The sequence below is a fragment of the Lachnospira multipara ATCC 19207 genome, assembly GCF_000424105.1.
Taxonomy (GTDB): Bacteria; Bacillota; Clostridia; order Lachnospirales; family Lachnospiraceae; genus Lachnospira; species Lachnospira multipara.
Genome location: NZ_AUJG01000006.1, coordinates 60,642 through 83,741, shown reverse-complemented (window position 1 = coordinate 83,741; position 23,100 = coordinate 60,642). Strand labels below are relative to the sequence as shown.

The window sequence follows — 23,100 nt, the reverse complement described above, 5'->3', positions numbered from 1 at the left end:
TCAATTAACCTTAACAAGTTGCCAGTTTATAGTTAATGTTGTACAATAATTGTAACAATAAATAGTACGTGTTAATTGTAGAGGGAACTGATATGAAGGGGTATAAGAAGGCTTTATGGATTCTTCTGCTTGGAGAATTCGTTCTTTTGATTATAGACTTCATCAGCTATCAGATGAAGGACGTTATAAAATATGATATGAATACACTGCCATTTAGCGCAGTTAGTAATATGGTCAATTTTATTTGTGACCTTCTTATTTTGTTGACTTTTTTGATTTCATGGGGTATTACTGTCATTCGCAGGTTCGTGGATGGCCGTAATACTGGCCTTGAATATCTTACTTTATTTGATTTACTTGCAACTCTTTATTTCTTTTTAGAAAGCAAGTATATAGGCGGTTATTTCTACGTTGAAACCGCCTACACCACTGGTTTAATCAGTATTCTAATGACGATTCCAATTTTACTTTTACTTTATTACGAAAAACAATATGGCAATAAATATAGAAGATTATATGATGTGATGCTTTTGCTATCCTTCCTTATTTTCTTTGTACAATTAGGTCTCTTTTTATCAAAAGCTATAGATGTAAAATATATTTTCCTTTCAACTTATAGCTACATTGTAATAGATTTAATTGTCTTCTTTGTATGCTGTACCCTAGAAAATCACAGGCTTAAGGTCTGGGATTTAAAACTTGAAGAGATCGGACTTTTTGTATCCATTTCCTGCGGTATTATCGATGTCTGCTTAGGTGTTGGTGATATTGAAAATGTAAAGGGTACCTACTTTAGATACGGAATTACAGTTTATAGCATCATTATGGTAATCGTGCTTATTGTGAGACTTATGGAGACTTTGCTAGAAAATTCAAGGGTTTCCTCAGAAATGCTGGCAAAGCAGGTAGAAATCATGGAGTCTCAAAACAATAAATTGCGAGAGGCTAAAAAGGAAGCCGATGAGGCTAAACAGCAAGCTCAGGTGGCAAATAAGGCAAAGTCTAATTTCCTTGCCCACATGTCTCATGAAATTAGAACTCCTATTAATGCCATTATTGGTATGGATACCATGATTCTAAGGGATTCTAAGGACCCTGAAATCCTATCCTATGCAAGAGATATTGAGAAAGCCAGTAATAATCTCTACACCATAGTTAATGACATCCTTGATTTTTCTAAGATTGAATCAGGAAAAATGGAAATAGTTGAGACTAGCTACAATCTAAAGAGCATGATTCATGACTGTATTGGCATGATTATGATGAGGGCTAAAAGTAAGCGTTTATCAGTGGTTTTAAAAAATGATACTAAGGTTCCGGCATGTTTAATTGGTGATGCTATTAGAATCCGTCAGATTATTAATAACATTTTAACAAATGCAATAAAATATACAGATTACGGCAGTGTTACCATGTTTGTTGGCTATTCTCCAACAGATGAGGAGGACACAATAAACTTAATTGTTCAGGTGACAGATACGGGACAGGGTATGAAAAAGGAGGATTTATCGAATCTTTTCCATACCTTCCAGAGAATTAATATTGAGAGAAATTATGCGGTAGAGGGCACAGGCCTTGGTCTTTCTATTTCAAAGCAGCTAGTAGACCTTATGGGAGGCAGCATTGAGGTGGAAAGTGAATATGGCGTTGGTTCTACCTTTACCATAACAATCCCTCAAAAGCTAGATGGAGAAGATCTTCTTGGGGATATTTCCTCACTTAAGAATGATGAGGACTATGAGGAGAATAGACACATTTCCTTTGTGGTAAATGATGTAAAAATCCTTGTGGTGGACGATATTCCGGCAAATATTAAGGTAGTGGAGGGCCTCCTTAAAAATACAAATATTGACATTGATTACTGCGACAACGGTAACACAGCCATTGCCCTTACTAGAAATGTAAACTATGACATGATTTTCCTTGATCATATGATGCCTGGCAAGGACGGCGTTGAGACCTTTAAGGAAATTAAGGCGGATAAGGATAATTTAAATAGAGAAACACCTATTATTATGCTTACGGCCAATGCCATTAATGGGGCTAAGAAAGAGTACCTATCCATTGGCTTTGATGACTATCTAGCAAAGCCTATTAGGGAGTTGCAGCTAGAGGCCATCATAAGAAAATATTTACCACCGGATAGCATCGTGGATGAGGAAGTGGATAAAAACTGGCATGAGAATTATAGATGGTATGACAAGCCAACTAAGGACGAGGATTTTAATAAGATCATCGAGGAGGGTGGCTTACTTGATATAACGAAATTAGATGCCAATAATCTAGATACTAAGAAAACCGTTGAAAATGCAGTTGCAGACGCTATTGATATGGCGAATATCTGCTATATCGATGACAAGACGGGTATGGAATATTGCGGCGGAATTAGAGAGTTATACGATGAGTTAAAGGCAGATTACGTTAAGGAAAATCGCTTCGAGGATATTAGAAAATTCTATGAAGCCAATGACTTTAATAATTATAGAATTGCTGTACATGGTTTAAAGAGTACATCTCTTACTATTGGTGCTAAGAATTTTTCGGCTCTCTGCAAGGAAATCGAGCAGGGAGTTAAGGCTGGAAATATAGATATTGCACATCAAAAACAGGCTTATCTAATGGAGAGCTACGAGAAATTACTAAAGATGTTGGGCTGGAGGTGATAACTTGGAACTAGCTTATAATATTGATTTTGAAATTGCTGCAGCGGTATTCGACATGGTTTTATGGCTGTGTATGAATTACTTTTTTGTAACACAAACAGATGTAAGCAGGGCCTTTAGAGATTTGGTTATGTGGGCTTTAGTAGCCACAGTTTTTGATTTAACAACAGCACTTACAATTTCATATGGCTATATTGTTCCCTTCTGGTTTAACAGTCTTTTAAACACGGTGTATTTTGTGACTATTGCCCTAATGGGCTATTCCTACACAAAATACATCAATGCCTATGTAAGAGTTAGTGATAAAAAAGATGTGGATGTAATTATAGGAAAAGTAGTGGTTTGCGCCATTTGTGTAATGCTTGTGGTAAATATCCCTATTGGGTTTATTTTCAGCTTTAATGCTACTGAGGGCTATGTGCATGGACCTCTTTATTTCCTAGTTTTTATACTGCCTATCTATTATCTTTTGTATGCTTCTGTAATTGCCGTGCTTAATAGAAAATGTTTCTCTGTAAAGCAGTTGGTATCCTTTGCCATGTACATGTTTTTGATATTGATAGGACTTGTGATTCAGTTCTTCTTCCTTCAGGACATTTTACTTACTATGTTCTTTGTTTCAGTGGGTATCTGGATTACCTTCCTTGCTATGGAAACACCGGATTATAGGCTTTTTATAGAGGCAATGTATAAACTAAACGATGTGACAAATAAGGCGAAGGAGGCCACTAATAAGGTCTTAGATTTAAATGCGTCTAAAGATACATTTTTAAAAAGTATTAGACAGGACATTAAGACGCCAGTTAACCGGATAAATGCTTACACTCAGAAGATATCTGCTAAAACGGCGGATCAGGATATCCTAAAGGATACAGAAAAAATCATTGATTCTGTAGGAAAGTTAAAGGAAACTCTTAAGAATATTAATGATTACATAAGTTTAACAGATGATAAGATGGAGTTAAACGTGGAGGAGTATTCACCTCGGGAGATGCTTGAGGACTGTGTGGAGATTGGTAAAAATAATGCCCGAGAAAAGGGCCTTGATTTTGATTATGAAATTGATGAGGGCTTCCCTAAGAAACTTTACGGGGACAGGCCTAGACTTTCACAAATCATATCTTCTCTTATATTTAATTCTCTGAAATTCACTCAAGTGGGCAAAGTTAACTTTAAGGCCTTGTGGAATCAGGAGGATGAGAATAAGGGCAAGATGACCATTGAGGTTTCAGACACTGGAGTTGGTATGAGGCCAGAAGAAAGAGAGAGTCTAGAAAAGAGCCTGAAATCAGGAATTATTGGTTATAACAAAAATGCAAAGGGCCGAGGCTTTGGTCTAAATATTGCTACTCGACTTCTTTCTTTAATGGGTAGTAAATTAAAGTTTAAGAGCGAGTATGGAAAGGGCACTACATTTTCCTTTGGAGTAGTACAAGGAGTTGATAAGCCTGCTAAGGTGGAACCTCTTATAATGGAGGAGGATTTTAGTAAAACCAAGGCAGAGCTTGATATTAAAGAAGATTTGCTTGCTAACAAACTAGCAGAGGTAGGGCTTGAAATTAAAAAACAGGGAAAGAAAAAAAGTGATGTTAAGTTAGATCTCGTTAAGGAGGATAAAGACAGGGCAGAGATGCCTATAACTAAGGAGGTTAAAGAAAAGAAGCCAGTACAAAAGAAGGCTAAATTAGCCGAGAAAGACACGAAAAAAACTACAAAGATAAAGCCAAATTTGGTTAAGGAAGACAAGCAACAAAGAGTAGAGCCTATTAATGTAACAAAAAAAATCGAACCAAGCAAACAGGAAAACAAGCACACTCAGAATAAACCTCAAAGAGGGGATATCCTTAAGCTTGAAAAGGGTTTGAAGGGCTTTGATGTAGAGATGGGCTTAAAGTATTGCATGAATGATGTAGCCTTTTATGAAGATATGTTAAATACTTATGTAGAAAATGAGAAAATTGGAGATTTACTTACTTACATTCAAGTAGAAAATTGGGACGCATTCTTGCTTACACTTCGCTCTGTTAGAAACACATCTCAAACCATTGGCGCTATGGAGCTTACAAGAAGTGCTAAGGATTTAGAGCTGGCGTTAAAACGAGGAGATTTAGACTATATAAAGTCTAATGCAAGAGCATTTTTATCTATGTATAGGAGTACTATTGAGGTTATTAAGGGCTATCGAGAGGAGGCATAAGGATGGATAAGAAGATATTAATTATTGATGATGACAAAATGATTTTAAAGCTTGCAGATTACGTTTTAAAGGATGAGTATGAGGTAAAATGTGCAAGTTCAGGAATTGATGGTATTGATATGATTCAGGATTTTGAGCCGGATCTTATTATGTTAGATATTGAAATGCCAATGATGAACGGTTTTGAGGTTATGTCCTTAGTTAAGCAAAATAAGAAATGGAATAGAATTCCAATCTTAATGTTTACATCTTCCGCTGACAGAGAAACAGTTTTAAAGGCTAAGAGATTAGGCGTAAATGATTATATTGTGAAGCCATTTTTACCAGAAAAACTCTTAGAAAGCGTAGAAAAGACTTTCGGGAGAAACGCTCACAAATAAGCATAAACACTCAATTTTTCTTAAATATAAATAAATTGAATTGTGCATAATTACCAAATTATAGCATGTGATTATATAGAAAACAGCAATTTACAACAAAAAATCACATGTTATAATTTTAGTATGAACTGTAAACGTTTTCACATTTGCATATTTATTAAGTGGGGGCTTAACGTATGAAATGTAAGGCTTTCAGTTGAGACACATTGATTAATAGATTATTAATTTTGGAGGTTTTGAAATGAAATCATTTGATTATGTAATTAAAGACGAAGTAGGAATTCACGCTAGACCAGCAGGTCTTTTAGTAAAGGAAGCTAAGAACTATGATTCTAAGATCACAGTTTGCAAGGGCGATAAATCAGCAGAAGCAACAAAACTTATGGCTTTAATGGCAATGGGTGTTAAGTGTGGCGATACTGTAACTGTTAATGTAGAAGGCGGAGATGAAGAAGCTACATTTGCTAGCATCAAGGACTTCTTTGAGAACAATCTATAATTTAAAGAATCGAGGTTAATTATGGATAAATTTACAGGTAAATCAGTATTTAAGGGCGTTGCAATGGGTAACGTAGTTGTATTGGATAAGAAAGATAAACCAGTAGTTCGTGAAAAGATTACTGATACAGATTCTGAAGTTGCAAGAGTAGATGTTGCTGTTGCAGAAGGAATTAAGCAGTTAGGTGTTTTATATGATAAAGCATTAAAAGAAGTTGGTGAAGCTTCAGCTGCTATTTTTGAAGCTCATCAGATGATGATTGAAGATATGGATTATAACGATTCTATCAAGAATATCATTAGAACAGAGAATGTTAATGCAGAATTTGCAGTTGCAGTTGCAGGTGATAATTTTGCAGAGATGTTTGCGGCTATGGATGATGATTATATGAGAGCTAGAGCTGCAGACATTAGAGACGTTTCAAACCGTCTTATTAACATTTTACAGGGCAATGAAGTGGTTGACTTCTCATCTATGGAACCATCTGTAATTATTGCAGAGGATTTAACTCCTAGTGAGACTGTTCAGATGGATAAGGAGAAGATTCTTGCCTTCGTAACAGTTCATGGTTCAACTAATTCACATACTGCAATCCTTGCTAGAATGATGAACATTCCTGCATTAGTATCAGTAGATATGGATTTATCTAAGATTAAGAATGGTACACTTGCTGTAGTTGATGGTATTAAGGGTGAAGTAACTTTTGATCCATCTGCTGAAATGCAGTGCGAAGTTAAGAAGCAGATTCAGAAACAGAAGGAACAGGCTGAACTCCTTAATCAGTTAAAGGGTAAGGAGAATGTAACTAAGAGCGGTAAGAAGATTAACATTTATGCTAATATCGGTGCTGTTAGTGATGTTGCACTTGTTTTAGAGAATGATGCTTCAGGTATCGGCTTATTCAGATCTGAGTTCTTATATCTTGGTAGAGAAGATTTCCCAAGTGAAGAGGAACAGTTTAGAGCTTACAAGCAGGTTGCTCAGAATATGGCTGATAAGAAGGTTATTATCAGAACTCTTGATATTGGTGCTGATAAGAAGGTTGATTACTTCAACTTAGGTGAAGAAGATAACCCAGCTCTTGGTTATAGAGCTATTAGAATTTGCTTAAAGCAGCCGGATATCTTTAAGACTCAGTTACGTGCTCTTTTAAGAGCTGCTGTTTACGGTAATATTTCTATTATGTATCCTATGATTATTTCGGTGGATGAAGTTAAGCAGATTAAGAAGATTGTTAAGGAAGTGGCTGATGAGCTTACATCACTTGGTATTGATTTTAGAATTCCAGAACAGGGTATCATGATTGAAACTCCTGCTTCTGTAATTATGAGTGAAGAACTTGCTCATGAAGTTGATTTCTTTAGTATTGGTACTAACGATTTAACACAGTACACACTTGCCATTGATAGACAGAATTCAAAGTTAGATGATTTCTATGATTCACATCATCCAGCTGTTTTAAGAATGATAAAGATGGCTACAGATAACGCACATAAGGCAGGTATCTGGTGTGGTATTTGTGGTGAATTAGGAGCTGATACAGAGCTTACAGAAGAATTTGTTAAGATGGGACTTGATGAGCTTTCAGTATCACCTTCAATGGTGCTTAAATTAAGAAAGATTGTTAGAGAGATGGATTAATATGACGATTAATGAAATAGCTAAATTAGCAGGCGTATCTAACGCAGCTGTTTCTAGGTATTTTAATAATGGCTATGTCTCTGATGAAAAAAGAGAAGCAATAAGGAAAGTGGTTGAGGAGACGGGCTATGTCCCATCTCCTCAGGCACAAACTTTGCGAACTAAGAAGACAAAGCTAATTGGCGTTATAATTCCAAGACTTAATTCCACTGCAACTAACTTAGTTGTTAATGGCATATCGGATAGACTAGAAACTGAAGGCTATCAATTATTACTTGGAAACACTGGCGATGATGTATCTAAGGAACTAAAGTACCTTCAGGTTTTTAATGAGAATAGAGTGGATGGAGTTATATTGCTAAGTTCTATGGTAACTAACAAGCATAGACTTGCAATTGATAAATTGAAATGTCCTGTGGTAATAATTGGACAGAATGTAGAGGGCTGCAATTGCATTTATTATAATGACTACCAAGCAGTTTATATGGTGACTAATTTTCTAATTGAGAAGGCCTGTAAAAGAATTGTTTTTATTGGCTTTAATGATGCAGACATTTCCAATGGTAAGCAGAGAAGAAAGGGCTTTATAAAGGCCTTAAAGGATGCTCATTTGCCTTGCGAAGACAGTCAGATAAGTACTAGCGATATTAAAAAGCAATCTGGATATTTAATCATGGAGAGCTTGTATAGTAACTATCCGGATCTTGATGGTGTTGTCTGTGCCTCAGATAGAGTTGCTGTAGGTGCAATAAAGTATTTACAGGATAGAGGAAAGAGAGTTCCTGAAGACGTTAAGGTTGTAGGACACGACTATTCTGACTTTTCAATGGCTATTACGCCAACACTTACAACAGTTAAGTATCACTATGAAGAGGCTGGTGCTAAGGGTGCTGCTATGTTACTAAATTTAATTAGAGAGATACCTATTAGTGCTAACGAGGTAATGCTTGGCTACGAAATAATTGAGAATGATTCAACAAGATAGTAATGTAAAGGTTAAATATAGGCTGGCGAAAAGCAAAGGAGATTAGATGGCAGCAAATATTAAACAAGGTGATATTATTGAAGTAGTGGGAATTGATTTTGTTCCGCTAGTAATTAATAATAACGAGAATGCTAGGGATGCAAAGGTAATGGTGTGTCCTATAATTGATGAAGACAAAAACAATGACAAACATGTTTATGTTGAAGGCGAGAAGATAAAAGGATATGCATGCTGTGATCAGGTAAGACGTATCAATCTACTGGCTAAACAATATAAAGCAATAGATCATATAAGCTATGAAGACATAGCGAAGATTACTAGAACAGTGAATAGTATGATGAATTTTTTCTAAGGATTAGTATAAAAACTAATCCTTTTTTTATGATTTTTTGTTATAAGGACTAAAAGGGGGTGGGTATTTTTGTTATATCTACCCCCTTTTACCCCCAAATTCAGATACAAAAAGGGGGTAATTTAAGAAACTATATTATTGGTATATAAATAACAAACTTAGATAAAATCTTGCTTTGTTGAATAGTTTGAAAGTCAAATGTTTCAACGTAAAAACCCCCCTTGACCGTCTAAATTCAGTAAATTATACTGTAAACAGTGTTAACGAACACTTTACTGCTGTAATACGAGTATCTAAGTGGGGTGGGATCCCTTAGAACTTAAGTAGATATATGTAGGGAGAAAGAAAGAATTCAAAACTAGAGCTGATTGGGATTTAAACTTTGGTTTCATGAATTCTAGAGTTTGGACTACGCCAAACTCATTGCGTCCTCGATGACGCAAGCCATTAGGGATAGAAATATAGTCGTAGTGTGAATGGAGGCACAATGCCGAAATTAACTAAAGAGGTTCGAGACTTAGTCGTGGCTAAAGCCAAACTCGAATTTCTAGAGAACGGTTTTGAGCACACTTCCATGCGTAACATTGCCAGCGACGTGGGAATTAGTGTCGCAGGGTTATACAAGCTCTTCACAAACAAAGAGGCGCTGTTTGACGAAGTGGTACAACCTGCAATGGATGAATTCAATAACTATTACGAGAGCGTGAAGAGAGATAGCATCAAAAGGATTGATGAGGATAATCTAAAGGCTATCTATGATACGAATAGTATTGAGAACGTGTTAAACATGTTATACGCAGATTTTGATGCTTTTAAACTTATTATCTATTGTTCAACGGGAACTAAATACGAGAATTTTCTTGATGACATTGTTGTGCGTGAATTAAAGGATGTTAATTCTTTAATTCAGATTGCCAAAGAGAAAAAAGTTCCTATTAATACCGTGAAGCCAGAATATATGCAGATCTTGATGCGTGCATATTATGGAGCCTTGTTTGAAGTTGTAAGAAGAGATTTTACAAGAAGTCAAGCAGAGCAATTTCTTCAAACATTAATTGACTTTTTTGAGCCAGGTTGGCGAGAAATTTTCAGGGTGTAACAAATAAAATAAACGTGAAAGAAAAGAGTCTGACTGGGGAGTCAGGCTCTTTTCTTTTTTATAAATCAATGGTATAATTTAAATACTACTAGTGTACAAATTTAATATTTGATGAGGTTGAATATGGGCGGTAATAATGAAAAGAAGACAGTAAGCGAATCGGATTTGATATTTGACAAGAAATGTAAGTGTGCCGCATGTAATGCTGATTTCACCTATAAGCAGGTAAGAACTGGAAAGGCAAGATTTATAGGCACGGATGATGATTTAAGACCTAGATATTCTAATATCGATACAGTTAAATACGATGTTATTATGTGTCCAGTATGTGGGTATTCTGCGGTTTCAAGAGAATTTGATATTGTATCAGATAGCCAGAGAATTCATTTAAACGAAGTAATTGGAAGTAAATTTGCAGGTATTGATATGTCTAATAAGCCATTTTATACATATGATGATGCTATTGTGCGTTATAAGATGGCCTTACTAACAGCGATTAATAAACTACCTGCAAAGTTAAGTGAGTGCGCCTTTTTGTGTCTAAAGCTCTCTTGGTTATACGAGGGAAGACTAGAGCAGATTTTAGATGGTAGAGATAAAAATGAATTATCTGACGAAGATTTTAGTAAATATATTGTTTATGAGCAGGGACTTTTACAGTACAGAGAAGAGGCCTATAAGGGCTTTTCAGAGGCCTTAATTAAGGAGTATCCACCACTTTGTGGTATGGATGAAGAATCCATTGAATTCCTTATTGGCGTCCTTGCCATGAATTGTGGGGATTATGATGAGGCCCTTAATTATTTAGCAAAGGTAGCGGTTTCAAAGAAGGTAAATCCTAAGGTTAAGGAAAAGGCTAGAGATATGATGGATTTATGTAAGGAAAAGAAAAGTGACGCTTTTTAAAAGCTAGGGAGTAAGCATACAGTCTTGACATACAAAGTTATCTAGGATAACATAATCTAGTATTAAAAACTACGTAATGTGTATATATATGTCTTGAAGGATAATGGTATTTGGAGGAGAGATTAATGGCTTATAAGATTGTAGTTGACAGTTGTTGTGACTTACCAGAGGAATACAGAAAAGACGAGCATTTCGCAGTAGTTCCTCTTACACTTGTTGTGGATGATGATGAAATAATTGATGATGAGACCTTTGATCAGTTAGACTTTTTAAGAAGAGTTAAAGAGTCTAAGAATGGTGCTCATTCAGCATGTCCATCACCACAAAGATATATTGATGAATTTGAGAATGTAACTGATACTGACATTTACGTCGTAACATTATCTTCTAAGTTAAGTGGAAGTTATAATGCGGCAGTACTTGCAGGTGAAATGTATAAAGAAGATGGCGGAACTAATAAGGTTCATGTTTTTGATTCTAGATCAGCTGCTGCAGGCGAGGTTTTAATTGCTTTTATGATTGAGAGAGCAGTTAAGGAGGGCTTAAGTTTTGAAGAGGTTGTTGAGAGAATTGAAAAGTTTAGAGCTGGAATGGGAACTTATTTCGTTCTTGAAACTCTTGAGGTTTTAAGAAAGAATGGCCGTCTATCAAACTTAAAAGCAGCTTTGGTATCTGCTCTTAACATCAAGCCAATTATGGCGGGTGACGATGGAAGCATCGTTAAACTAGGTCAGAGTAGGGGGATGGACAAAGCGCTAGCGCATATGATTGATTATATCAAGGCAGACACAGTTGATTCAGCTAATAAGACCTTGGTTATAGCTCATTGTAATGCGCCAGCAAGAGCGTTAAAACTCAAGGAGTTAATTGAGAAGGCAATGGAAATTAAAGAGGTTGTTATCGTGGATACAGCGGGAGTTAGCTCGCTATATGCCTATGATGGCGGCATTGTAGTAAGTGTATAAGTCTATACATTTTCTTATTGATAAATATTATCGTTAATTCTTTGTCAAATGTTCTTAGCTTTATTGTGTATACATTTTTTAGATGATAAAATGGTGTTGGTTATCGGTTAGTAATAACTAATTAAAAGAAAATTTGGAGGCAACTATAATGAATTATTTAGAAATTGAAAAAGTTGTAGGTAGAGAAATTCTTGATTCAAGAGGAAATCCAACAGTTGAAGCTGAGGTATATCTAGTAGATGGCACAATCGGACGCGGAACAGCTCCTTCAGGTGCATCAACAGGTGTTTTTGAAGCTCTTGAGTTAAGAGATGGTGATAAGTCTAGATATCTTGGAAAAGGTGTTACTAAGGCAGTAGAGAACATCAACACAATTATTAACGACGCATTAATCGGTTTAGATGCATCAGATACATATGCTGTAGATAAGGCTATGCTTGATGCTGATGGAACAGAGAATAAGGATAAGTTAGGTGCTAACGCAATTCTTGCTGTATCAATCGCAGCAGCTAGAGCAGCATCTATCTCACTTGATATTCCTCTATACAGATTCCTTGGTGGTGCTCAGGCAACAACACTTCCTGTACCTATGATGAACATCTTAAATGGTGGTGCTCATGCTACTAACACAGTAGATACACAGGAATTTATGATTATGCCTGTAGGTGCTCCTTCATTTAAGGAAGCTCTTAGATGGTGTGCAGAAGTATTCCATGCACTTGCTAAGATTTTAAAGGGCAAGGGTCTTGCTACATCAGTAGGTGATGAGGGTGGTTTCGCTCCTAACCTTTCATCTGATGAAGAGACAATTGAAACAATCCTTGAGGCTGTTAAGGCTGCTGGTTATGAACCAGGTAAGGACTTCATGATTGCTATGGATGCTGCTTCTTCTGAATGGAAGGACGAATCTAAGGGTGTTGGTTTCTATAAGCAGCCAAAGTCAGGTAAGACATTTACATCAGATGAGCTTATTGCTCACTGGGAGAGCTTAGTTGACAAGTATCCAATCATCTCAATTGAAGATGGTCTTGATGAAGAAGATTGGGAAGGCTGGAAGAGAATGACTGAAAAGCTTGGCAAGAAGGTTCAGTTAGTTGGTGATGATTTATTCGTTACTAATACTAAGAGACTTTCAAAGGGTATCGAAATGGGTGCTGCTAACTCAGTACTTATTAAGCTTAACCAGATTGGTTCAGTTTCAGAGACTCTTGAAGCTATTAAGATGGCTCACAAGGCTGGCTATACAGCAATTTCATCTCATAGATCAGGTGAAACAGCAGATACAACAATTGCTGATTTAGCTGTAGCTCTTAACACATGCCAGATTAAGACTGGTGCTCCTTCTAGATCAGAAAGAGTTGCTAAGTACAATCAGTTACTTCGTATTGAAGAAGAGCTTGGCTGTGCAGCTACATACCCAGGTATGAAGGCTTTCAACGTACAGAAGTAATTAAGCCTTAAGCAATTAATAGTTGACTATATGCTAATAACTAAATAAATCAATTTAAGGGTACTTCCTTTGGGGAGTGCCCTTTTTTGATTTTGCATAATTGTATATAAACTATTTTTGTGCTATAATTAACTTAGTTGAATTCGTGATTGTTTGATTAAATGAGGTTTATATATGGATTTTTATCCACAAAATTTAGAGAAAAAAGAAAAAATTATACATTATCTAATAGAGGCTTTTGCGGTTATATTTTCTGTAACTATGTTTTGTACTGATTTAAGGGAAAATATATTCTTCTTAAGCTATAATGGTATGGTTTATTATTTCGATTTTTTGCCAACTATGCTTATTTCCGGAATTCTAGGCTATGTGCCTGCAATGTTATATATTTTGTTAATCTTTGGAGGACAGGTTATATTTGATTTACAGTTGGCGGCTAGAATATCGGTACATTTATTTTTGGTTATTATTATGTATACGATGGCTAGAAAATGGTGGTTCCGTTCCTATAAGACTATAACAATAGGTTTTATTATAGTTTCCCTTTATGTTTCTATAGGCAACGTGGTAATACTTGCCTTGTGTGGTATAAATGCGATACCAGTTTATACAGCTTATAACTTGTTTAGATTTTATGTAAGCTCCTTATCTCAGGTAGTTTTCGCATTTGTAATAATTTATAATGTCCTAATTAATTTAGAGGATCGAAAGAAAAATTTATTCTCTGTGGGACATTATTACACAGCTAATTACGTAGATAATGAAGAAGACCAGATCTTTGATATAAAGTCGGATTTACGAAGAAGAGTGGTGCTCTACATTATTGTTGAATTGATACTTATATCTTTGGTGGCAGGAGTTATTGGTTCCTTGTCCTTTAGGGTTACAGACTTTGATAGTGATTACACAAGAGCCTATATTTTGCAGTATTCAAAGACGGGATATCTTTCCACCTCTGTTGGAATTGGTCATCTAGAATTTACCTTTAGAGTAATTAGTATTATTTCTTGCATGGTAATTCCGGTGGTATCCATTTTCGTATATTCCATTCAGACCTCAGTGCTTTTTCCAATCAGGCACATGACCAATTACCTAAAGAAATTTGGTATGGCAAATTCTGATGAGGAAAGAGTAAGAGTCTTTAAGGAATATGTTAAGCTGCAACCTAAGAGAAAAGGGGATATGCTGATTCTTTATAACAATCTAAACAATGTAATGCAGGACGTTATGGATTACATTGATAAGATTAGTAAAGAGCAGGAATTAAAGACGGAGCTTGAGATTGCAAAGCAGGCTAATGAGGCAAAGAATAACTTCCTATCAAGCATTTCTCATGAAATTAGAACCCCGATAAATGCAGTGCTTGGAATGGATGAGTTAATTATTCGAGAGACTAGTGAACGCAATATAAAGCAATATGCTTATAACATAAAAAATGCAGGAAATACCTTACTTTCGCTTATTAGTGACGTTTTGGATTTCTCTAAAATTGAAGCTGGAAAAATGGAAATCATAAACATTGAATATGATTTAAGTTCTACTATAAATGACCTAGTGGTAATGATTGATATTAGGGCCAAGGACAAGGGTTTAGCTTTTAACGTATTTGTAGACCCTTACCTTCCCAAAATCCTCTACGGGGACGAATTGAGGCTTAAACAGTGTGTTTTAAATTTACTTACTAACGCAGTTAAGTATACGCCAGAAGGTTCAGTTACCCTAAGGGTTGGCTTTGATGACATAGCAAACGACCAGATAAGGCTTAAAATCTGGGTTGAGGATACGGGTATGGGAATTGCCAAGGAAGATATGGACAAGTTCTTTAGCCCATTTGAAAGACTAGATATGAAGCGCAACAGAACCACAGAAGGCACAGGCCTTGGAATGAGCATTGTAACAAAGCTTCTAGAGATGATGGGCGCTAATTTAAAGGTCTATAGTAAAGTTGGAGTAGGTTCTAGATTTTTAATAGAAATCAATCAAAAAATTATTCGCAGAGAGGTTATGGGTAATTTCGTGGAATCATATATTAAAGCGCAGGATGGAAGTCAGGAGTATTCAGAAAGCTTTAAGGCAGACAATGTAAGAATACTCGTGGTTGATGATACAGAGATGAATTTAATAGTAATTAAGGGCTTGCTTAAAAATACCGGAGTTAAGATAGACACAGCTCTAAGCGGTGTTGAAGCTCTGGGCCTTATAAATACTATAAGGTATGATGTTATTTTCATAGATCATAGAATGCCAAATATGAGCGGCATTGAGCTCTTGCATCTTATGAATGAATCTGAGGATAATAAAAATGTAGGCGTGCCCGTTATTGCTCTTACTGCCAACGTGGTTTCCGGCGCTAGGGACATGTATCTAAAGGAGGGCTTTACAGACTATATGTCAAAGCCAGTGGATGGGGCAAGACTTGAAGATATGATTGTTAGACTTGTGCCAGAGGAGAAGATTAACCTTCTTATGCCTTTGGAAAATGTATCTAATAGTGAAAAGGAAAAGTCTAGAGAAAGCGCAGCTTCTAGCTCAAATATTACTATTGGAACAAGTAATTACGGCGGCACAGCAGTTAAGAGTCAGGGCGCTAAATTAAACGCAGAGGAGCGTTTTAATAAGGATGTGGAAGGCATCGATTTTGATATGGCGGTGCAAAACTGTGGCGGTGAGGATGTGCTTGAAGAGGTTTTGGAGAATTTCTTAATTAACATTGATTCAAGGCATGACATGATTGAGAAATACTACAAAGAAGGGGATATTAGAAATTACACAATTCAGGTGCATTCAATTAAGAGTTCTGCAAGACTTATAGGCGCTATGGATATTTCCCGTAGGGCTGCAAGCCTCGAGCAGAATGGTATGGATGAAAATGTTGACGAGATCAATAAATTAACACCAAAGTTTTTAGAGGATCTCCTAACATATAAGGACAAAATTAACACTGTTTTGAAAAAGGATGGGGCTAGTAAGGTTTATAAGCCAGAGATTGAAATTAACATGCTAAAGGATGCCTTTAGAAGTCTAGAGGAGCTTGTGGCAGCCTTTGATTTTGATGGAGCGGATTCTATTATGGATATGCTTGATGAATACTTAGTTCCAGCAGAATATCAGGAGGTTTATGACAAGTTAATTCAGCTTATGGCGGCAGTAGATATTGATGGATTAACAGCACTTTTAAAGGAGGTTAATGCAGAAAATTAAAAATCATCTAACTAAATTTTAATGACTAAATATATTGATTGTTGCAAATAAAAAGATTTCTAGTAAAATATAACATTATGGACAAAATTAACTAAGTGAGGTCGAATATGGACAAGAAAGTTCTGTTATTAGGCGATAGCAATTCTTTTATGGTGGGTGCAATTGAAAAAGAGCTAATTAAGGCCCGTTTTAAGGTAACAAGGGCTGAGATTGACGAAGAATCAATTAAGGCCGTTGGTCAATTACCGGAATTGTTTATTATGTATCTAGAGCGCGAATTTGCTTTAAATGATGATAATTTAATATATATTAATAACCTTTTAAAGGATGATATGGATAGATTATTATATCTTGTTGGTAGTGATAAGGAGGTTAATTCTCTAAAGCCTGCAATTGAGGATGATCTCATATCTGGTATATTTAAAAGACCGATTAATATTAAGAACTTAACCGTTGTTTTAGAAGAAGTAATGGATAAGCGTTCTAAGATTGAGGAGAAAAAAAGAATATTGGTTTGCGATGATGATGGAACTATGCTAAGAACTATGAAATCATGGCTAAATGAGAAGTATCAGGTATTTATGGTAAATTCTGGTATGAGTGCAATTACCTTCCTTGCAACCAATAAAGTAGATTTGATTTTATTAGACTATGAAATGCCAGTCATTTCAGGGGCTAAAGTTTATGAGATGATAAAAAGTGAGAAAGATACAGCTAATATCCCAGTTATGTTTTTAACTGCAAAGTCAGATAAGGACAGTGTTATGGAGGTTTTATCTCTTAATCCAAAGCCAGAGGCTTATCTGCTTAAGTCTCAGTCAAAAGAGGTAGTTTTATCAAGTATTAATGACTTCTTTGAAAAGCAAAGAAGAGAGAAGTTTAATGAGCTTGGAAAGAATTTAAGAACTTAAGATATAAAAAAAGAGAGGCATAAAGCCTCTCTTTTTAAAAGGAAATTAAAATGAAAAAGAATAGTATGTATTCTTATTACAACTCATCTATAATTAATTAGTTTAACAACCTAGTACTGAATCGGTCGTTAATCATTAATCACCTAAACCTGAATTGATGATTTCAACGGCTGCAGCCATTGCTTCTTCTTCATCTGGTCCACTTACCTCTAATGTAAATTCTGAACCATACTTTAAGCAAGCACTCATTAGAGCCATAACGCTTTTAGCATTGTAAGTGTTGTTATTAAAATGAATAGTAACTGTACTTGCAAATGGAGTCATCTTCTGACTTAAAACGCTTGCTGGTCTCATGTGCATTCCCTGTTCGTTAACGATTTTTAGTGTCTGTGATACCATAGTCAAATCCTCCTAGTTTATATATCTAATTGCTAATTGTTTCCTTGTTTTCTTGAGAATATTATAACAAATTTATTGCATTATGTTAAGTAATTTATTTACTTAGCAACTTTTTTCTTAAGAAGACCAAGTAGGGCACAACCAACAACTGAACCAATGAGTAAGGCTACAAGGTACATAGGCCAATTACCTACTACAGGGAATACGAAGATTCCACCGTGAGGAGCCATAAGAGTACACTTAAATGCCATTGAAAGAGCACCGGCTACTGCTGAACCCACGATACAAGATGGGATTACACGAAGTGGATCTGCAGCTGCGTAAGGAATAGCACCTTCTGTAATGAAGCAAAGACCCATGATGTAGTTAACAGGACCGTTCTTTCTTTCTGTATCTGTAAACTTGTTCTTGAAAATTGTTGTAGCAAGAGCGATTGCGATTGGAGGAACCATACCACCAATCATAACTGCAGCCATAACATCGTAGTTACCATTTGAAATAGCAGCTAAACCGAAAGCATAAGAAGCCTTGTTGAATGGGCCACCCATATCAATAGCCATCATGCCGGCTACAATCATACCAAGAATAATACTACTAGCACCGCTAAGTGAGCTTAAACCATCTGAGATACCGTTGTTAATAATAGCAACGAGTGGGTTGAAAGCACACATAACAACTGCAATAAGTAAAGTACCAATCAATGGATAGATAAGTACTGGTTTAATACCATCAACTGCCTTTGGTAGGTAATCACAAATCTTCTCTAAGCAAAGAACAATGTAACCACCAACAAAACCTGCAAGTAATGCACCAAGGAAACCTGCAACAGCCTTTGAATCACCGCCAGGTGCTGCGAATGTTGCACCAACAGATGCCATATAACCACCGACGAAACCAACTACAAGACCAGGTCTATCAGCAATACTCATTGCGATATAACCTGCAAGAATTGGGAGCATGAATGAAAATGCGAAACCACCGACATTCTTAAACCATGCCGCAACAGGTGTGTTAGTACCAAAGTTTGCTGGATCAATTGAGTAATCATCAAGTAAGAAGGCAATAGCAATTAAAATACCACCACCAACTACGAATGGAAGCATATGAGATACACCATTCATAAGATGTCTATATACTGAACTTCCTGACTTTGATGAACTTGAAGAGCCTGCACCACCCTTATGAGTATAAACGCTTGCTTCACCAGAAATAGCCTTATTAATAAGTTCTTCTGGCTTATGAATTCCATCTGAAACAGGAACTTTAATGACTTTCTTGCCATCAAATCTTGCCATTTCAACATTTCTATCAGCAGCGATAATAATGCAATCAGCAGCTGCAATTTCTGCGTCTGTTAATACATTTTTAGCACCACCAGATCCATCTGTCTCAACCTTGATTGATACCCCCATATCTTTAGCCTTTAATTCAAGGGCTTCAGCAGCCATATAAGTATGAGCAATACCTGTAGGGCAAGCTGTTACGGCTAAAACCTGATAAGATGAATTTGTTGCTGGCTTTGGAGTTTCTGTCACAGCCTCAGGGAACTTTTCAGCTTCCTTCTTATCAATGGCCTTTAAGAATTCGTCTGTTGTCTTAGCTTCTACTAAAGTCTTGTCAAATTCTGGGTCCATTAACATTGTCATTAGTCGTGATAGAACTTCAAGATGTGTGTCTGCAGCTGTGTCTGGAGCTGCAATCATGAAAAGTAAATTAGATGGCTGACCATCTAGAGCTTCGTAGTCAACGCCAGAAGGAGCTGTAATAGCTACAAGTCCGACCTTCTTTACTGCGCTTGACTTACCATGAGGAATAGCAATTCCCTGGCCTACAGCTGTTGAACCCTTAGCTTCACGAGCTTTAATAGCTTCTGTAAATGCTGCAGGGTCGCTTAGATTACCTACAGAGTCGTGCAATGCAACTAACTGTGCAATAGCATCGTCTTTGTCTTTTAGACTCATGCCTAGGCGTATGCCTTTTGGGTCTAGTAAATCAGTTACTCTCATATAAAAACCTCCAATCTATACGCGCTAAATATCTGTTTAACAGATAAAGTCGCCATCAACAATTTTTTGACGCTGGATATCAATAGTTTCCTTATCAGCAAGGCCTGGTAGAACGGCAGTAGCTGAACCTGCAGCTGAGCCAAGAGCTAAAGCCTCGTAATAATCCTTTGTCTTTAGATATCCCGCAAGGAAACCTGCCACCATTGAATCACCGGAACCAACAGTGTTTACAGCCTTCCCTGATGGAGCACCCATTTGAATAGGTTCTCCTGTTTCTGGTATTAGTAAAGCCCCACGCTTTCCTAATGACACCAATACATTAATTGCCCCGCGGTTTTGTAAAATACGACCATATTTAATTATGTCTTCATCTGTTTCGATGTTGACATTAAATAATTCACCTAATTCAGCCTGATTAGGCTTAACAAGGAATGGCTTATAAGGTAAAACCTTCATAAGTAAATCCTTAGTTGCATCTACAACTTTAATAACATCTTTTCCCTCAAGGGATTTTAAGATCTTTTCGTAGATGTCGCTTGGAAGTGTCTTTGGGATACTTCCTGCTAAAATGATGCAATCACCGTCTTTTATTGCATCGATTTTCTTAAATAATGCATCAATTGAGGCCTGGTCAATATCGGGACCCTGTGCATTAATTTCTGTTTCTTTGCTAGCTTTAAGCTTAACATTGATTCTAGAGATTCCATTAGGAAGCTTAATGAAATCAGTTGTTACCCCCATTTTGGCAACGCCTTCATTAATAGCATCTCCAGTAAATCCAGCAATAAATCCAAGAGAAACATTAGAGATTCCAAGTTCGTTTAAAACAACAGAAACATTGATTCCCTTACCGCCGTAATAGAGTTCTTCGCTCTGGCTTCTATTGGTCTCGCCAATATCTAAATCGCCATTCATTCTCATTACGTAATCAAGAGCCGGGTTAAAAGTAATTGTGTAAACCACCTTAAATCCTCCTTTCTAAAGAATTTATTTTGCCAAAATCTCCCATAATTAAGTGAAACTAAATTAGTTCTTTTTTAACTCTTTTATTACGGTAAGATTTTTAAAATACTTAAAAGTTTCAGGAATGTAGTCAGTAACAATACTTGTTCCATTTAAATTTGAAAAACTAATAGTTGATAGTAAGCCAAACTTTGTATGATCCACTAAAACATAAGAAGTATATGAACGCTCAATCGCCTTAGTCTTTATGAGTGCCTCATCTACGTCTGGTGTTGTAAAACCAGCTTCTTTAGTAATTCCGTTAGCTCCAAGGAAGGCCTTAGTAAAGTTGTACTTATAAATACTATCAATACATTCAGGACCTACAATAGCCTCTGTCTCAGGTCTTATGCGACCTCCAACGATATAAACCTTGTAACCTTTAGATGCTAATTTAGCGGCATGTACAATACCGTTTGTAACAAATGTAGCCTTACTACCCTTTAGATAATCTATTAATTTTAAAGTTGTTGTTCCTGAATCTATAAATACTAAATCTTCATCGTGAATAAGAGATGCTGCATACTTAGCAATAATATCTTTCTCTTCGATATTAATCTTTGCTCTTTCTGGAACATTAAACTCCTTAACACGAGTTGGTTCTTGAATAGCAGTAGCACCACCAAAGACCTTTATTAAGAGACCTTTCTTATCAAGTGCATTAAGGTCACGACGGACTGTTGCCTCTGAAACTCCTAATAATTCTACTAGTTGTGCAACAGTTACAGTGTTCTTATCATTTACAGTTTTAACTATGATGTCATGTCTTTCTTTGGTTAGCATAAAAGCTCCTTTCTTTAAAATGTAGATTCATCTAAAATGGACTATGTTATATTAATAACTTATCATGTTATTAGTATAATGTCAATCAAAATCAATCAAAATCGAAAAAAATAACAAATTATGTCTGATTATTTTTGACGATTTCAAAATAAAAAAAGGACCACTAAAGTGGTCCTTATAAATCAATTAGATTTTAGTATCGAAGGAACTTCCAGAACTTCCAAGCTCGGCCATAACTTCTGCAAACGAGCTCTGATTTGTGGTAGAATCTTCCTTGGTCATCGTTTCAATACTAGCAGTTTTGGTGGATTTGCTAATACTGTCATTTCGATTAACATAGTTATTACTTGAAAGAAAATTCCTAGGATAGTCAAGATAGTTTCTAAAATCGCTCATGTTGACATCCCCTTTTTAAGAACAAAACTTAATTATCATCTCTTCCGTTATAGTATAATTATACTCTTGTATCGACAGAAATACAATAGAAACTACAGATTAAATATAGTTTCTTGGATTATTTATATAATTATTGTGCATTTTGGCCTAAGATAGATTTTCATAATTATAAAAATGTAAAATTTGCACGTTAATGAATAAAAAGATGTAAATTTATTCTTTTTAAAGATTAAACATTATGATAATATAAATCTTGTAAAGCAAAAGACAAAAAATTTAATGAAACAAAAAATAAATGAAAAGGGGTAAATTATGATACAGGTAAATAATTTATTTAACAACGCAAACATTAAGTGCATCGAAAATAAGGGTCACTATCAGGTAATTGAATATCAGTCAGATAAGTCAGTTAATCCATATACAGCTGCGACAGCTTATTTTATGCAGCAGATGAATGTTAAGAGAAGACAGCTTTTATGTACTCTTAATGGCGAGGCAGTAAAGTTACAGGCAGGTGCTATGCAGTGGCATACAGGTGGAATTCAGATGGATTCTAATGTAGGCGGCGTTGGCGGTTTTGTAGGTAAGATGATTAAGGGCTCAGTTACTGGTGAATCTGCAATTAAGCCAATTTATCATGGTGCTGGTTACTTAATGCTTGAGCCAACTTACAGACATCTTTTAATTGAAGATGTTGCTAGCTGGGGTCCACAGGGTGTTGTTTTAGATGATGGCCTTTTCCTTGCTTGCGATGCTAATCTTGCTGATCATGTTGTAGCACGTAATAATGCTAGTTCAGCACTTCTTGGTGGTGAAGGTTTATTTAACCTTTGCTTACAGGGACAGGGTCTTGCAGTATTAGAAAGTAACTTCCCAAGAGAGGAATTACTTGAGATTAATCTTGAAAATGATGAAGTAAGAATCGATGGTAACATGGCCATTGCATGGTCTGGCTCATTAGCTTTCTCTGTTGAAAAGTCTACTAAGTCATTAATCGGTTCAGGCCTTAGTGGTGAAGGCTTAGTAAATGTATATAGAGGAACAGGTAAGATTCTTATGGCTCCAGTTATGGATGGTACTACAATGTCTACAAGTAACAGCGCTCAGCAGAGTTCAAAATCATCTTCTAATGGTTTATTATCAAGTGTAGCTACAAGTGTATTTAGCTAAGATGGTTTGAGTGACTATTTGATATATCATAATAAGAAGTCAGACAATACTTTTTAAAATTAATTTTTTCACAATCTTATTTGAAAAAGAGAAGA

At 36.0% G+C, this 23,100-nt stretch carries 19 protein-coding genes; 14 read left to right on the top strand and 5 right to left on the bottom strand.

Annotation, left to right across the window (positions count from 1 at the left end; translation table 11 throughout):
* Positions 1–92 precede the first annotated feature (92 nt).
* The 13 genes from G600_RS15025 (at position 93) to G600_RS0106840 (ending at position 17,249) form a co-directional block, all read left to right on the top strand.
* Positions 93–2,663 carry an ATP-binding protein gene (locus tag G600_RS15025; RefSeq protein WP_051195409.1) on the top strand — a complete coding sequence of 857 codons (2,571 nt, stop codon included), beginning with the start codon at positions 93–95 and terminating at the stop codon, positions 2,661–2,663.
* A gap of 4 nt (positions 2,664–2,667) precedes the next feature.
* Positions 2,668–4,860, top strand: coding sequence for an ATP-binding protein (locus G600_RS0106895; RefSeq protein WP_027431282.1), 2,193 nt, complete (start codon positions 2,668–2,670; stop codon positions 4,858–4,860).
* Positions 4,861–4,862: 2 nt separating this feature from the next.
* The gene (locus tag G600_RS0106890; RefSeq protein ID WP_027431281.1) at positions 4,863–5,240 is read left to right on the top strand and encodes a response regulator; all 378 of its coding nucleotides are present in this window, start codon (positions 4,863–4,865) and stop codon (positions 5,238–5,240) included.
* Between the two features lie 241 nt (positions 5,241–5,481).
* Positions 5,482–5,739, top strand: coding sequence for an HPr family phosphocarrier protein (locus tag G600_RS0106885; RefSeq protein WP_027431280.1), 258 nt, complete (start codon positions 5,482–5,484; stop codon positions 5,737–5,739).
* Between the two features lie 21 nt (positions 5,740–5,760).
* Entirely contained in the window at positions 5,761–7,380 is a 1,620-nt protein-coding gene (gene ptsP, locus G600_RS0106880; protein WP_027431279.1) for a phosphoenolpyruvate--protein phosphotransferase, read from the top strand.
* 1 nt (position 7,381) lies between these two features.
* A complete protein-coding gene (locus G600_RS0106875) occupies positions 7,382–8,365 on the top strand; it encodes a LacI family DNA-binding transcriptional regulator (protein ID WP_027431278.1) in 984 nt (327 codons plus the stop codon).
* 46 nt (positions 8,366–8,411) lie between these two features.
* Positions 8,412–8,717, top strand: a complete 306-nt coding sequence (locus tag G600_RS0106870) for a type II toxin-antitoxin system PemK/MazF family toxin (protein ID WP_027431277.1) — start codon at positions 8,412–8,414, stop codon at positions 8,715–8,717.
* A 487-nt stretch (positions 8,718–9,204) separates the two neighbouring features.
* Complete coding sequence (locus G600_RS0106865; RefSeq protein WP_027431276.1) at positions 9,205–9,816, top strand: TetR/AcrR family transcriptional regulator; 612 nt, start codon at positions 9,205–9,207, stop codon at positions 9,814–9,816.
* Between the two features lie 123 nt (positions 9,817–9,939).
* Positions 9,940–10,722, top strand: coding sequence for a DUF2225 domain-containing protein (locus G600_RS14010; protein ID WP_051195408.1), 783 nt, complete (start codon positions 9,940–9,942; stop codon positions 10,720–10,722).
* Positions 10,723–10,847: 125 nt separating this feature from the next.
* Positions 10,848–11,687, top strand: a complete 840-nt coding sequence (locus G600_RS0106855) for a DegV family protein (protein ID WP_027431275.1) — start codon at positions 10,848–10,850, stop codon at positions 11,685–11,687.
* A gap of 148 nt (positions 11,688–11,835) precedes the next feature.
* Positions 11,836–13,137: a phosphopyruvate hydratase gene (eno, locus tag G600_RS0106850; RefSeq protein ID WP_027431274.1), complete on the top strand. Its 1,302-nt coding sequence runs from the start codon at positions 11,836–11,838 to the stop codon at positions 13,135–13,137.
* 174 nt (positions 13,138–13,311) lie between these two features.
* Positions 13,312–16,338: a hybrid sensor histidine kinase/response regulator gene (locus G600_RS14005; protein ID WP_051195407.1), complete on the top strand. Its 3,027-nt coding sequence runs from the start codon at positions 13,312–13,314 to the stop codon at positions 16,336–16,338.
* Between the two features lie 107 nt (positions 16,339–16,445).
* The gene (locus G600_RS0106840; protein WP_027431273.1) at positions 16,446–17,249 is read left to right on the top strand and encodes a response regulator; all 804 of its coding nucleotides are present in this window, start codon (positions 16,446–16,448) and stop codon (positions 17,247–17,249) included.
* A gap of 135 nt (positions 17,250–17,384) precedes the next feature.
* Here G600_RS0106840 and G600_RS0106835 read toward each other — a convergent pair whose 3' ends face one another.
* From G600_RS0106835 to G600_RS0106815, 5 genes are all read right to left on the bottom strand, one after another.
* Complete coding sequence (locus G600_RS0106835) at positions 17,385–17,648, bottom strand: HPr family phosphocarrier protein (RefSeq protein WP_027431272.1); 264 nt, start codon at positions 17,646–17,648, stop codon at positions 17,385–17,387.
* Positions 17,649–17,746: 98 nt separating this feature from the next.
* Entirely contained in the window at positions 17,747–19,654 is a 1,908-nt protein-coding gene (locus G600_RS0106830) for a PTS fructose transporter subunit IIABC (RefSeq protein ID WP_027431271.1), read from the bottom strand.
* A gap of 36 nt (positions 19,655–19,690) precedes the next feature.
* On the bottom strand, positions 19,691–20,617 hold the full coding sequence (gene pfkB / locus G600_RS0106825) for a 1-phosphofructokinase (RefSeq protein WP_027431270.1): 927 nt from the start codon (positions 20,615–20,617) through the stop codon (positions 19,691–19,693).
* 63 nt (positions 20,618–20,680) lie between these two features.
* Positions 20,681–21,439 carry a DeoR/GlpR family DNA-binding transcription regulator gene (locus G600_RS0106820; protein WP_027431269.1) on the bottom strand — a complete coding sequence of 253 codons (759 nt, stop codon included), beginning with the start codon at positions 21,437–21,439 and terminating at the stop codon, positions 20,681–20,683.
* Positions 21,440–21,625: 186 nt separating this feature from the next.
* The gene (locus G600_RS0106815; protein WP_027431268.1) at positions 21,626–21,835 is read right to left on the bottom strand and encodes a hypothetical protein; all 210 of its coding nucleotides are present in this window, start codon (positions 21,833–21,835) and stop codon (positions 21,626–21,628) included.
* Between the two features lie 312 nt (positions 21,836–22,147).
* Between G600_RS0106815 and G600_RS0106810 the strand changes: the two genes are divergently transcribed.
* On the top strand, positions 22,148–23,005 hold the full coding sequence (locus G600_RS0106810) for an AIM24 family protein (RefSeq protein ID WP_027431267.1): 858 nt from the start codon (positions 22,148–22,150) through the stop codon (positions 23,003–23,005).
* Positions 23,006–23,100 lie beyond the last annotated feature (95 nt).